Source organism: Mesorhizobium onobrychidis, from assembly GCF_024707545.1.
In the GTDB taxonomy this organism is placed as follows: domain Bacteria; phylum Pseudomonadota; class Alphaproteobacteria; order Rhizobiales; family Rhizobiaceae; genus Mesorhizobium; species Mesorhizobium onobrychidis.
On record NZ_CP062229.1, the window covers coordinates 7,052,058 to 7,065,271 of the forward strand.

11 protein-coding genes and 2 pseudogenes are annotated in these 13,214 nt (G+C 59.6%); 8 read left to right on the forward strand and 5 right to left on the reverse strand.

What is annotated here, in order from left to right; genetic code table 11:
- Window positions 1-125: 125 nt before the first annotated feature.
- Window positions 126-1,934, reverse strand: coding sequence for a nif-specific transcriptional activator NifA (gene nifA / locus IHQ72_RS34835; protein ID WP_258124046.1), 1,809 nt, complete (start codon window positions 1,932-1,934; stop codon window positions 126-128).
- Between the two features lie 79 nt (window positions 1,935-2,013).
- Window positions 2,014-2,298 (reverse strand): hypothetical protein, encoded by a 285-nt coding sequence (locus tag IHQ72_RS34840; protein ID WP_258120311.1) that lies wholly within the window; start codon window positions 2,296-2,298, stop codon window positions 2,014-2,016.
- Window positions 2,299-3,278: 980 nt separating this feature from the next.
- On the opposite strand from IHQ72_RS34840, the gene IHQ72_RS34845 reads away from it, so the two are divergent.
- From IHQ72_RS34845 to IHQ72_RS34855, 3 genes are all read left to right on the forward strand, one after another.
- On the forward strand, window positions 3,279-4,580 hold the full coding sequence (locus tag IHQ72_RS34845; protein ID WP_258124047.1) for a dicarboxylate/amino acid:cation symporter: 1,302 nt from the start codon (window positions 3,279-3,281) through the stop codon (window positions 4,578-4,580).
- Between the two features lie 285 nt (window positions 4,581-4,865).
- Window positions 4,866-5,930: a LacI family DNA-binding transcriptional regulator gene (locus IHQ72_RS34850; protein ID WP_258120312.1), complete on the forward strand. Its 1,065-nt coding sequence runs from the start codon at window positions 4,866-4,868 to the stop codon at window positions 5,928-5,930.
- 162 nt (window positions 5,931-6,092) lie between these two features.
- Window positions 6,093-7,052 carry a TIM barrel protein gene (locus IHQ72_RS34855; protein ID WP_374120316.1) on the forward strand — a complete coding sequence of 320 codons (960 nt, stop codon included), beginning with the start codon at window positions 6,093-6,095 and terminating at the stop codon, window positions 7,050-7,052.
- On the opposite strand, the gene IHQ72_RS34860 is transcribed toward IHQ72_RS34855, so the two are convergent.
- Complete coding sequence (locus tag IHQ72_RS34860) at window positions 6,946-7,863, reverse strand: LysR family transcriptional regulator (RefSeq protein ID WP_258120313.1); 918 nt, start codon at window positions 7,861-7,863, stop codon at window positions 6,946-6,948. The two genes, IHQ72_RS34855 and IHQ72_RS34860, sit on opposite strands and share 107 nt — an antisense overlap.
- A 158-nt stretch (window positions 7,864-8,021) precedes the next feature.
- On the opposite strand from IHQ72_RS34860, the gene IHQ72_RS34865 reads away from it, so the two are divergent.
- From IHQ72_RS34865 to fabG, 5 genes and pseudogenes are all read left to right on the forward strand, one after another.
- The gene (locus IHQ72_RS34865) at window positions 8,022-8,612 is read left to right on the forward strand and encodes a NodA family N-acyltransferase (RefSeq protein WP_258124048.1); all 591 of its coding nucleotides are present in this window, start codon (window positions 8,022-8,024) and stop codon (window positions 8,610-8,612) included.
- Window positions 8,609-8,807 (forward strand): annotated as a pseudogene (locus IHQ72_RS34870) (polysaccharide deacetylase family protein); the annotation flags it as partial. The gene IHQ72_RS34865 and the pseudogene IHQ72_RS34870, both read left to right, overlap by 4 nt.
- Window positions 8,808-8,907: 100 nt before the next feature.
- The gene (locus IHQ72_RS34875; RefSeq protein ID WP_258120314.1) at window positions 8,908-9,189 is read left to right on the forward strand and encodes an acyl carrier protein; all 282 of its coding nucleotides are present in this window, start codon (window positions 8,908-8,910) and stop codon (window positions 9,187-9,189) included.
- Window positions 9,190-10,398 carry a beta-ketoacyl-[acyl-carrier-protein] synthase family protein gene (locus IHQ72_RS34880; RefSeq protein WP_258120315.1) on the forward strand — a complete coding sequence of 403 codons (1,209 nt, stop codon included), beginning with the start codon at window positions 9,190-9,192 and terminating at the stop codon, window positions 10,396-10,398.
- A gap of 334 nt (window positions 10,399-10,732) precedes the next feature.
- A complete protein-coding gene (fabG, locus tag IHQ72_RS34885; protein WP_258120316.1) occupies window positions 10,733-11,470 on the forward strand; it encodes a 3-oxoacyl-[acyl-carrier-protein] reductase in 738 nt (245 codons plus the stop codon).
- 258 nt (window positions 11,471-11,728) lie between these two features.
- Here fabG and IHQ72_RS34890 read toward each other — a convergent pair.
- Both IHQ72_RS34890 and IHQ72_RS34895 read right to left on the reverse strand, forming a co-directional pair.
- A pseudogene (locus tag IHQ72_RS34890) lies at window positions 11,729-11,851 on the reverse strand (LysR family transcriptional regulator); the annotation flags it as partial.
- Window positions 11,852-12,031: 180 nt separating this feature from the next.
- Window positions 12,032-13,051, reverse strand: coding sequence for a LysR family transcriptional regulator (locus tag IHQ72_RS34895; RefSeq protein ID WP_258120317.1), 1,020 nt, complete (start codon window positions 13,049-13,051; stop codon window positions 12,032-12,034).
- Window positions 13,052-13,214 lie beyond the last annotated feature (163 nt).

The window sequence follows — 13,214 nt, forward strand, 5'->3', positions numbered from 1 at the left end:
GGCGTCATGCCGGGCTGTGCTATCGGATCGGAATTGGCACTGACGCCGGAGCCCCGCATCAGTCGTCTCAAGGCGCCAAGCACGAATGCTTAACTTGTTCCAGCTACTCGCTTCGGTCGTTTGTTTCAAAGACGCTTGATCTCGATGCCGTACTTCTTCAGCACGTAGCCAATCTGGCGCGGCGTCAGTCCAAGCAGGCGTGCCGCCTTCGCCTGGACCCAGCCACATCTTTCCATGGCTGCGATGACACGTTCGGCATCGGTTATTCTCCCACCATTCAAGTGGACGGTGCCGGCGGGCCCCAGCGGCGGCTGCGCCGCGGTCTCAGGCGGGACTGCGACGGAGGGAGAAGTACCGGTAGCAGCCCGCGGTAAGGCCGGAACCGCTGGGGGCGGAACGATCGGCCGAGGTTGCAGCGCGACTTCGCCAGAACTGATCTTATGCAGCGCCGCAGCGAAGCATTGGCCCTGGCGGCGGCATGCAAAGTCTTCTCTCCCGATTGATGGTCCCGCCGCCAGAATCGCTGTCCGATGCACGCAATTTTCGAGCTCGCGAATGTTGCCGGGAAAATCGCAGTTCATCAGTACTTCAATCGCACTGGGATCGAAGGTCATCATACGGCCGTTCTCGTCGTTGTAATTCTTGAGAAACTCGGCTGCGAGGAGCGGAATATCACTGCGCCTTTCGCGTAGTGCCGGCATCAGCAAGGGAACCACACTGATGCGGTAATAGAGGTCTTCACGGAACTCATTTCTGGCAACTGCCTCTTCCAAGTTCTTGTTCGTAGCGGCAATGATGCGAACATCGACTTTAATGGTCTGGTTGCCGCCGACGCGCTCAAACTCCTGCTCCTGCAGGACGCGCAAGAGCTTTGCCTGGAACGAGGGAGAGATCTCGCCGATCTCGTCGAGGAACAACGTCCCCTTGTCGGCGAGCTCAAAGCGCCCCTTGCGCGAGTTGAACGCGCTTGTGAATGCACCCTTCTCATGACCGAACAGTTCGGATTCCAGGACTGTCTCGGTCAGCGCCGCGCAATTGAGCTTGATGAAGGGCCGCTTGGCGCGCGGCGACAACTCGTGGATAGCCTTGGCGACCAGCTCCTTCCCGGTACCGGATTCGCCTCGCAATAGGACCGCACTCTTCGCCTTGGCTACGACCGCGACATTCTCAAGCAGATCGCGAAATGCCAAACTGTCGCCAATCATCCCCTCGACGTGAACCTTGTGGCGCTTCCGCGCCGGGTGCTTGAGCTCGGAGACCTGCTTTGGCAGCAAGTCCTGCTGTGCCATCGGTTCCTCGCAGTCGCCCACGAAAGAGCGACGCAACTTCTCTGTGTCTCCGACCAGGTTGGCGATTAGAGTGAGCAGAGAGAGGGTGTAATCGAGCCAAACTCTTGAGCCGTTGTCCAGTACGTGGTCGATGGTCAGTGTGCCCACGACATTTGCATCGACGCGAATGGGAACGCCGATGAAGGATACTGGTATGTTGTCGGAGACCCCGAGCACGTCCATGTCGGCGGCGGTGAAAGCCGAATGAACCGCGATGTTCTCGATGACCAGAGGCGTGTTCGTCGTCACAATCTGGTCGATTGCCTTCCGCGGCAGATACAGCCGGCAGCCCTCACTGCAGCTCCCGCTGCAGCCAGCGCCTACGGTGATTTCCGGTTCACCATCACCGTCTAAGAGAGAGATAATGCCGTGCCGCATAGGCAGAAACGATCGCAGAACATCTAGGACCTTGGCCAGCGTGACTTCGAGCCCGCAGGGGGCGGGTAGTGCTTTCACTATTTCCCATATGCCATCAAGCACGCTCGCACGCGACGGCAGAATAGCGGATTCTGCGTCATCCCTTTTCGCGTCATGAAGCGACGAGCAGCATGGCGGCGTCTGCTCGGCATTTTCTTCAGGTTGGCCATTATTGTCCCGGTCTAGCATGTCATCCTCGATCTGGCGGCCGCTAAAACAACGCCGCGCCATCTGGGCTTGCGACGTCCCCCGAGCGTAGACGCCCTCGTCAAATTGCATCGGGGTCCGAGCCACCGTTGGCCAGGACCAGCACGAGTTTGTTCGCCACGCGGGTCGCCGCATGATTGGACTTGCTCGCGCGTGGGAGCCGCTCATCGAAACGCTTAAGAGGTTGATACAGATAGTCGTGATGCGCCTGTGGCGGGGGCACGCTGGATTTCAGCAGCCGGCATACTGCCTGCCACAGGATGAAAAGTGGGTCACGGTTTTGAGCGCCGGTCAGGCCCTGGTGAGGGGCAAGCACGAAAAATGCCGGAGGCGATGCTTGATGCATGGCTTGGCTATCCCTACTGGAATGGGGCGCGGTTCAGGCTCCTCCCGAGCGCAACCACAACGTTGCTCTACAGAGCGGGAACGAGGGTGCTAGTCAATCGAGCTTTCCTTTCATTTGTGAAAGTAAAGCAGGAGGACATGATAGAATTCCATCAATTGAGCTATTTTCCGGCAGATCGATGTCGAACGGCAGAGATGTTACCCCGGCATCTCGCGGTGCCCGGCGCGCTAAGCGTACCGAGCGCATTTGCGTGTTTCAATCGCACTAAGTGGTGCGGAAGCGGTGATCCCTGCCGATGTTTCCTGGTCCGGCTCGCTGAGTCGATCAGGGCAATCATTCATTCCCTCGTTCTTGATGCCGTTGACAACAGAACAAGCTGCGGCGGATGGCGTGACGCGAAGGTGCCGTCGAGCGCGGCTCAGTGTTCGTGCTTACGGAGCATCTCCTGAATCACACCGTCGCGCGCCAGGATCGGCGGAATCAACGGTCTTCTCGATGGCCCCTTCGAGACACACTCGGCTGCGGCGGGAGCGCGGCAAGAACACGCTCTTGTAGGGAATTCTTCACTCCGGTGCGCGGTCGGTCGCAAACACGACAAAGAAACGAGGGGCACACCGGGACGCCACAGATACCGACCGGCGGCCCCTCTGCCAGGCAGCGGCCCTCCTCTGCCAGGCAAAAGCAATAGGGTGCAAGGAGCTCTTGTTCATCCTCCCTCTTCTGCCGACTCATTGCATCCGACACGGACCATTGCCGGGCCTGCGGGATTTCGCCAAGGGTGGAGGCCATCAACGCGGAAATCCGCACAAGCCTCGCTGAAACCATGTGACCGAACGAGGGAACACGCATAATTGGGCGCGGCGTTTCCACTTGGCACGACGCTTGCGGCCGAGATAACAGCAGCGCTCGACCGGAGCGCCGCGATGGGAGAAGCGCGGGAAGGGAGGGGGCCCACCCCGATCCGGTCAGGGAGAGAAAAGCTGTTGGCTCCACCAGTCCGAAGCGCGGATCCCGCGCCCTGCAAGGCCTTCTACGCCCAGCTCTATGTGCAGGTGCTCACTGCCATCGCCCTCGGTGTCGCAGTCGGCTATTTTTATCCGGGGACCGGAGAGGCCCTGAAGCCGCTCGGCGATGCTTTCATAAAGCTGGTGAAGATGATTATCGCGCCGGTGATCTTTCTGACCGTCACGACCGGCATTGCCGGCATGAACGATCTCAAGAAGGTCGGCCGGGTCGCCGGCAAGGCGATGATCTATTTCCTCACCTTCTCGAGCCTCGCATTGATCGTCGGTCTCATTGTCGGCAATGTCGTTCAGCCTGGGGCCGGCCTCGACATCGATCCGGCCTCGCTCGATGGCCAGGCCGTGCAGGGCTATGCCGCCAAGGCCCACGAGCAGTCGGTGACCGGCTTCCTGATGAACATCATCCCGTCAACGATCATTGGTGCCTTCGCCGAAGGCGACATCCTGCAGGTCCTATTCTTCTCGGTTCTGTTCGGCATCGCGCTGGCGATGGCCGGCGACACGGGCAAGCCTGTGCTTTCCTTGCTTCAGGCGCTCCTCGCGCCGGTGTTCAAGCTGGTCGGCATCCTAATGCAAGCCGCGCCTGTCGGCGCTTTCGGCGCCATGGCCTTCACCATCGGCAAATATGGCATCGGTTCGGTGGCCAACCTTGCCATGCTGGTCGCGACGTTCTATTTCACCGCCTTCCTGTTCGTGTTCGGGGTTCTCGGCGCGGTCTGCCGGTACAACGGCTTCTCGATCTTTTCTCTCGTCCGCTACATCAAGGAAGAGCTGCTGCTGGTCCTGGCAACGTCCTCCTCGGAGGCTGCGCTGCCCTCGCTCATGGAGAAGATGGAGAGGGCCGGCGCCAAGCGTTCCGTCGTGGGTCTCGTCATCCCGACCGGATATTCATTCAATCTGGACGGGACCAATATCTACATGACGCTCGCCGCCCTCTTTATCGCCCAGGCGACGAACACAGATTTGTCAGTTACCGATCAGATCCTCCTGTTGCTTATTGCGATGCTTTCCTCAAAGGGTGCGGCAGGTATCACAGGGGCTGGCTTCATCACGTTGGCCGCTACGCTCTCCGTAATACCAAGTGTTCCCGTTGCTGGGATGGCTTTAATCCTTGGCGTGGACCGCTTCATGTCCGAATGCCGAGCGCTGACGAACGTAGTCGGCAACGCGGTGGCGTCGCTCGTTGTCGCTCGCTGGGAAGGCGAATTGGACGAAGCGCGCATGAAAGCCGCCTTCTACGGGAGCTTGCCGAGAGATTAAGCCGGCCACACCGCCCCAGCAAGATTGCTGCAGCGCCTATCAAGGCGCCGGGCTGCCACCAGCACGAACCAATCGGCCCGCTGGCTCTACCAGCGCTTCGCGGGCCAATGAATCAGAAGCGCAAATTGCGGTGAGTACAATAAATATGGATCCCTTATGCAAACGAACCGTAGATCGACACGCGCCCGGTTGCGCCTGGAGCGCTGTTCATTGGATAGGCTGTCGATCGCGGAGAATGCCTAAATCTTCACTTTGCCGCCCCGAATCATCGCCGGGATGCGCCGGATGACAGAGAGACAGCCGATCAGCATTGGGCCGACGGCCAAGCGCCCCACAATTGCCGATCTCGCCCGCGAAGCCGGGGTAAGCGTGGCAACGGTCGATCGGGTCCTGAACGCTCGCCTTCCGGTGCGGGAGGAGACCGCACGGCGGGTCCACGAGGCCGCCCATGCGATCGGCTATCATGCTGCGGGTCTTATCAAACAGCGCTTGCAACGGGACCTGCCGCGCTGCCGGCTAGGCTTTATCTTGAGAAAACCGGCACAGCATTTTTACCAAGAGTTCGCGCGCGAGATCGAAGCGGCGGTCAGTTTTGCCCAGTGCTTCCACGGCATTCCGCACATCGAATTCGCGCCGTCACATTTGCCCGGGGACCTGACGGCACTCCTCAAGGATCTTGGTAGCCGCTGTCACGCGATCGCCATGGTGGCGCCGGACCACCCGGAGATCACGGCAGCGGTCGAGGAGCTCAAGGCTAAAGGCATCCCGGTTTTCTCGCTGCTTTCTGACTTCGCCGCTGGCGTGCGCGAGGGTTACATCGGTCTTAACAACCGCAGCGTCGGGCGGACGGCAGCTTGGATGTTCTCCAAGGCCGCTAAACGGTCTGGCAAGGTGGCGGTGTTTGTCGGCAGCCACCGTTTCCAGGGTCACAAGCTGCGGGAAAGCGGCTTTCGTTCCTATTTCCGTGAGAACGAGCCAGCATTCGAGGTACTCGATACGCTCGTGAACCTTGAGAAGCGACAGATCACTTACGAGGCGCTGCTGGATCTTATGCAGCGGGAACCTGAGCTCGTCGGCTTCTACATGGCCGGCGGTGGCATGGAGGGCGCCATCTCCGCGCTCCGGGAAGAGGGCAAAGGTCAGGATCTCGTCGCGATCGTGAATGAAATCACGCCGGAGTCACGGGAGGCCCTCGGGGATGACATCATCACGATGGCAGTCGCCACGCCACTGCAGCGACTTTGCCAGGAGCTGATGTTGCTGATGGACCGCGCCATCAAGACCGGCACCGCGGACACGCCGGGACAGACATTTCTGCCGTTTGACATCTATCTGCCGGAAAATATCTGAAATGATGTAAATTCATCAGCGGCTGCCAAGATTCCTTCATAAATGCAAGAAACGCTCTATTGACCAGCTTGCTTCAATCAGGTCTGTGCAGCGCCTGCGGTGGGGGCGCGCGGAGAAGCCAGACATTAACTGGCGCCGCACTTCTGAAGGAAAGCCAACCCCATGCGCCAGGTAACTCCCCGCTTTGCGCTCGAACACATGGCGGCGCCCCCACTAGACGTCAGTGCAATTTTCGCGCTTGCGCGTGATCAGGGCCTGACCGACGTTCAAATCCGTGACCATCATTTCAGCAATCCTGCTACACGCGACATTCCGGCTGCGGAAGTCCAGTCTGCCGCCACCGAAGCGGGCGTCACAATAATCTCGATCAACGAGTTGCAGCGCTTCAACGACTGGACTCCCACCCGTCAGGCTGAAGCGATCAAGCTCGCCGACTATGCGGCGGCGTGCGGAGCTAAGACGGTCGTGCTGGTGCCGGTCAACGACGGCTCGTGGGCCGGCAATGGCGAGCGCCATGACAGTCTCCGCGTCTCTCTAAACGCGCTCAAGCCGATCCTCCAGTCGAGAGGTCTAATCGGTCTCCTCGAGCCTATGGGGTTTCGAACCTGCTCGCTTCGATCAAAGAGGGAAGCGGTCGAGGCCATTGCCGCGGTTGATGGCCAGTCCGTATTCCGCCTCGTGCACGATACGTTCCACCATACCCTGACCGGCGAGACATCCTTGTTCTGTGAGCTTACCGGCCTTGTGCACATTTCAGGCGTGAATGACCCGACCTTCTGGATTTACCCGGATCGCTTCCTTGGAGGTTCCGACAATGGCAGCCAGATCCAGGCGCTGCTTGATGGCGGCTACGCGGGCCCCTTCTCGTTCGAGCTGGTCGAGGAAGTGCGTACGCTGGACGATCTCGCAGGCGCACTTGCCGCCAGCATTGACTTCATTCAGCGCGGACTGTTGACGCGAAAGCAGGTGGTTGCAGAGATAGTCAATGTAAGTGCACCTCGAGCTTCCCGCGGTATCACAGCAGAGCAGCCATCCGAGATGCCTCCTGCATCATTATCTCCCGCATCCAGATGCTTGCCGGATCGCTATTGTGGAGAGCCGGCCACTGGGCGGTTTCGGTGAAAGCGGGAAGCGGCAGCGGAAGTTCGACAATTTGAAGGGGGAATGTTTTTTCGAAATGCCTGACCAGCCGGGAGGGCATGGTCGCTATACGAGCTGTGCCGGACACCATGGGCGGGATCATGCTGAAGCCCTGCACGGCGACCTCGACGCGTCTTTTAAGACCATGCTCAAGCAAGAACCATTCCTCGATGGAGGGCATCAGCAAACGTCCGAACCTGACCGAGACGTGTCTCATCGACATGTATCTCTCGAATGTAAGCTGCCGTGGCAGCTGTTTATTCGTGGGACAGCCTACGCATACGAGCCTCTCGTCGAACAAGGTCACGCTTGAATGCGCGCTCGACGTGAACAAATCCGGAAGAATTAAAAAGTCGATGTCACCGCGCCGGAGGAGCTCTTGGGGGCTATCGTCGATAGGCAGCAATTCGAAGCTGACGGCGGGGGCTTCGCGGGCAACGCGCTCCACGACTTTTTCAAAAAACACGAGCGTGGCGAAATCGGAGATAATGATCCTGAAGCGGCGATCGGATCGGGCTGGGTCAAACGGATCCGATGAGATAATCGAGCACTGGATGTGCAGGAGAGCGTCGCGGACTGCGGGGGCAAGTGCTGCCGCACGTGACGTCAGAATACGTTCGCGGCCGCTTATGCTGAATAGTTCATCGCCGAAAAAATCGCGCAGCCGGGCGACGGCCGCACTCATGGCCGGCTGACTGAGGTTGATGCGGCGTGCCGCCGCCGAGAGGTTGCGCTCGGCCAGCAGCGCGTCGAGCACGACGAGGAGGTTTAGATCAAGCCCCTTGAAACGCATGTCGGCGTCTATCCATAGAGTGGATACCATCCATCGAAACAAACGATTTTATCATTTTTCTGAAATCTTGCATGGACAAAACACCTGACGCACCGATGAACCGCTGCCTCTATGCCGTGACGAGCGTCTTAAGGACAACCCGAAAGGAGAAATCTTCCATGCGCTCTGCCGTGCAGTGGAGATTATGCTGGGAAAACGACCTGCAATTGACCGACCATGTCGAACTCTCCGACTTCTTCCGAAACACCTATGGACGGACTGGCGCCTTCCACGCAAAGCCGTTCGAAGGCGGCCGCAGTTGGGCTGGCGCGAGGCCAGAACTCCGTCTAATCGCCAGCGACGCGGAGGGTATAGCAGCACACCTCGGCATACTACGCCGCTTCATCAAGGTTGGCGAGGTCGATCTTTTAGTGGCTGAGATGGGGTTGTACGGCGTTCGTCCGGATCTTGAGAAGCTCGGAATCAGCTTTTCAGTGCGAATTGTGCATCCAGTGCTGCAGCAGCTTGCGGTTCCATTTGCTTTCGGCACGGTTCGGCACGCAATGCGTAACCATGTTGAGAGGTTCTGTAGAGAGGGCGTGGCGACCATAGTGTCGGGAGTTCGCGTACGGTCGAGCCGCCCGGATGCGCACCCCGACTTGCCGCCCACACGCCTGGACGACGTGCTCGTCTTGGTTTCGCCGATTGGACGCTCGATGGACGAGTGGCCGTCCGGCACGCTGATCGACCGGAACGGTCCCGAGCTATGAAACATCTGCCCTACACCAGCGAATTGCCGAGTGAATTTGCTGGTGGAGGCCATCGCAGCGTCTATTCGACGTTTGACGACGGCCCCAATTCATTTTTTACACCGCAGATCATTCGATGTGCTGGCGCAACATCAGGCTCCAGCGAGGTTCCTCGTCATCGGAGCCTGCGCCGCAGACCGGCCGGAACTCGTCCGGCTTTTATGAACACGCTTAATGGCTAATTTTCGCGACGCAGCGCGACTCAGGAGTTGGGTCGCGCCCACATCAAAACAAGCTGAAAATGGAAAGAAACAGAATGGCTGATCAACTCACAACAGAAATCATAGAAATAATCAAGAAGCGCATCGAATCGGAGACCGCCGGGGGAACGCCTGCACCATCCGTCGGCGAAATAACGCCTGCGACGGAAGTGACTGGGCTCGGCATCGATTCACTAGGATTAGCGGACGTGCTCTGGGATCTGGAGCAGGCCTACGGCATTAAAATCGAAATGAACACGGCCGAGGCCTGGTCTGATCTCCAAACGGTCGGCGACATGGTGGAATCCATTCGCGGCTTGCTCAGTAAGGCGGCTTGAATGGATCGGCGCGTCGTCATCACCGGACTGGGCGGGCTGTGCGGACTGGGCACCGATGCCGCCTCCATCTGGACAGGCATGCGCGAGGGCCGATCGGCCATCGGTCCGATTGTCAATCCAAAGCTTCACGGGCTGGAGGGCACGATCGGCGCCGAGATCAAGACGCTGCCTGAGCACGACATTGACCGTAGGCAGCTCCTCTCCATGGACCGCTTCAGCCTGCTTGCCGTGATTGCAGCGCGCGAAGCCATGCGACAGGCCGGACTTTCCAGCGATGAAGGCAATGCCCATCGCTACGGCGCAACGGTGGGCGTCGGCTTCGCCGGCTACGACGCGACCGAAAAAGCCTATCGCGCCCTCCTTTTGGGCGCCGCGACCCGCGTTGATCTGTTCACTGGAGTAAAGGCGATGCCGAGCGCGGCTGCCTGCCATGTCAGCATGAGCCTCGGCCTGCGCGGGCCGGTCTTCGGCGTCACCTCCGCCTGTGCATCGGCCAATCATGCGTTCGCCTCGGCGGTAGACCAGATCAGGTACGGCCGGGCCGACGTGATGCTTGCGGGAGGCAGCGACGCGCCGTTCGTATTTATCGTGGTGAAGGCATGGGAAGCAATGCGCGTACTCGCTCCGGATACTTGCCGGCCCTTCTCCGCCGACCGGAAGGGCTTAGTGCTGGGTGAGGGTGCAGGCATGGCCGTTCTGGAAAGCTATGATCATGCTGCCGCCCGCGGTGCAACGATTCTTGCCGAGGTCGCCGGCATCGGTCTGTCTGCCGATGCTTTCCACATCGCCGCGCCGGCAGTCCACGGGCCGGAGGCGGCGATGCGCGCCTGCCTTGCCGATGCCGGGCTGAATCCCGAGGATGTCGACTACCTGAACGCGCATGGCACCGCCACCAAGGCCAACGATCAAATCGAAACGGATGCGATCAAGCGCGTCTTCGGTGACCATGCTTATTCGATGTCCGTGTCTTCCACCAAATCTACCCACGGGCATTGCCTCGGTGCAGCGAGTGCGCTTGAAATGATCGCCTGTGTGATGGCGATCCAAGATGGCGTAATACCGCCGACCGCCAACTATCGCGAGCCAGACCCCGATTGCGATCTCGACGTTACGCCCAACGTGCCGCGAGAGCGTAAGGTGCGTGTGGCGATGAGCAACGCGTTTGCTATGGGCGGCTTGAACGCAGTTCTAGCATTCAAACAGGTGTAGGAGCCTGCGACATGCCTCCTGCAAAGTCCTTCCGGTCGCGGCCGCCTGCTGAGGTAGGCTGACGGCTGCATGTCCTAGCGTAGCGCCTGGGGTACCCAGCAAGCATCAGATCCAAGTGATCAGGTCGGTCGAGTGGCGCCTGTGCCGCGGCCAATTGGGTGGGCGAGCTCCTCCGCGGTTTGGGCTGCATAGACGATTATACCTCGCAGCCGTGGTCCTAGCGCGGATCAGGAGCGGCGAGGAAGCCTCCCCATCGAAGCCGAGGGCTCCCGGCTCGGCGAACTTAAATGTGACTGAATTCACCGGCTTGCAGGATTTGAGAAAGGACAGAGAAATGTTTGAATTGACCGGCCGCAAGGCGCTCGTCACCGGCGCATCGGGAGGCATCGGCGAGGCGATCGCCCGCGTGCTGCACGGCCAGGGAGCTATCGTCGGCCTGCACGGTACACGCATCCAGAAACTGGAGACACTGGCCGCTGAACTCGGCGACCGGGTCAAGCTGTTCCCGGCGAACCTTTCCAATCGCGACGAGGTCAAGGCGCTCGGCCAGAAGGTCGAGGCCGAACTCGAAGGCGTCGACATTCTTGTCAACAATGCCGGCATCACCAAGGACGGGCTGTTCGTGCGCATGTCGGACGCCGACTGGGATACGGTGCTCGAAGTCAACCTTACCGCAATGTTCCGGCTGACCCGCGAACTGACCCATCCGATGATGCGGCGCCGGCATGGCCGCATCATCAACATCACTTCCGTCTCCGGTATCACTGGTAATTCAGGCCAGACAAACTATTCAACCTCCAAGGCCGGCATGATCGGCTTTTCCAAGTCGCTGGCGCAGGAGATCGCCACGCGCAACATCACCGTCAACTGCGTCGCCCCGGGCTTCATCGAATCGGCGATGACCGACAAGCTCAACGACAAGCAGAAAGAGGCGATCATGGCGGCGATTCCGACGCGGCGCATGGGCACCAGCGCCGAAGTCGCCTCCGCCGTCGCCTACCTCGCTTCCAACGAAGCCGCCTATGTCACCGGCCAGACCGTTCACGTCAATGGCGGTATGGCGATGATTTGAGCACTGGCTGACCCGAGTCGATCTGTCCCAAAACCCTTCCATGATCAACGTGGTCGCAGCCTCCGCATCACGTGTCAGAGACGCAATCAGCTTCACCGAAGGGGCATCAACATGCTTGATCGAGCAGATGCCCCAGCTGAGCGGGAGTAACCACCCCTTGGCCGCCTGCCTATGGCCAAGAAAACAGGGGGGCCGCGGCCGAGATTGTGCGGGCGACCGTGTTATAGGCTCACGCGAGAGCGTCTAACCATGGGACTGCGGGGGCAATTGCTGCCGCAGCGGGGTAAAAAAACGTTCGCGGCCGCTTGTCGAACAATCGCGCAGGCGGGCGACTGCCGCACTCATGGCCGGCTGACTGAGTTTGATGCGGCGTGCCGCCGCCGCGCAAAACTCATGACTACCAACATTCTTGCGCTCACCGATGCGCTCGGCAATCTCGCGCGCTTCGTCTCCTGCCAGGACATCGCATCGATACGGTGGTCGTCGCTCGGCTCATCGACGGGGTTGAGCTTCACTACTCCCCTCGTGAGCCTCACGGGATCCAAGCGCAACACCTGCCAATCAGCTGGTCTCGAGATCTGTCGCCCTGATTCTTGGTGGGGGAACATGAGAGTGGGCGGCCATGGCAGGAATCAATCCAAGACCGCCGGGAGCCTCTCGTGGTTTCAGCGGAGCAGCCACCCGAGATGCCTCCTGCATCATTATCTCCCGCATCCAGATGCTTGCCGGATCGCTATTGTGGAGAGCCGGCCACTGGGCGGCTTCGGTGAAAGCGGGAAGCGGCAGCGGAAGTTCGACGACCTGAAGAGGGAACGTTTTTTCGAAATGCCTGACCAGCCGGGAGGGCATGGTCGCTATACGAGCTGTGCCGGACACCATGGGCGGGATCATGCTGAAGCCCTGCACGACAACTTCGACGCGTCTTTTAAGACCATGCTCAAGCAAGAACCGTTCCTCGATGGAGGGCCTCAGCAAACGTCCGAACCTGACGCAAACGTGCCTCATCGACAAGTATCTCTCGAATGTAAGCTGCCGTGGCAGCTTGTTGTTCGCGGCACAGCCTACGCATACGAGCCTCTCATGGAAAAGCATCACTCTTGGATGCGCGTTCGACATGACCACATCCGGAAGAATTAAAAAGTCGACGTCACCGCGCCGGAGGAGCTCATCAGGGTTATCGTCGATAGGCAGCAATTCGAAGCTGACGGCGGGGGCTTCGCGGGCAACGCGCTCCACGACTTTTTCAAAAAACACGAGCGTGGCGAAATCGGAGATGATGATCCTGAAGCGGCGATCGGATCGAGCTGGGTCAAACGGATCCGATGAAATAATCGAGGATTGGATGTGCAGGAGAGCCTCGCGGACTGCGGGGGCAAGTGCTGCCGCACGTGACGTCAGAATACGTTCGCGGCCGCTTATGCTGAATAGTTCATCGCCGAAAAAATCGCGCAGCCGGGCGACGGCCGCACTCATGGCCGGCTGACTGAGGTTGATGCGGCGTGCCGCCGCCGAGAGGTTGCGCTCGGCCAGCAGCGCGTCGAGCACGACAAGGAGGTTTAGATCAAGCCCCTTGAAACGCATGTCGGCGGCTATCCATAAAGCGGATACCTTTCATCGAAACAAACGATTTTACCAGTTTTGCTGAACGTCGCATAGGGACCTCTCAAGAATGTAAGCCCCAAAGGAACTTGATGTTTGCGTCGGTGCCGAGCAGCATTTCTGGTGCACGCCTCCCGGTGTCAGC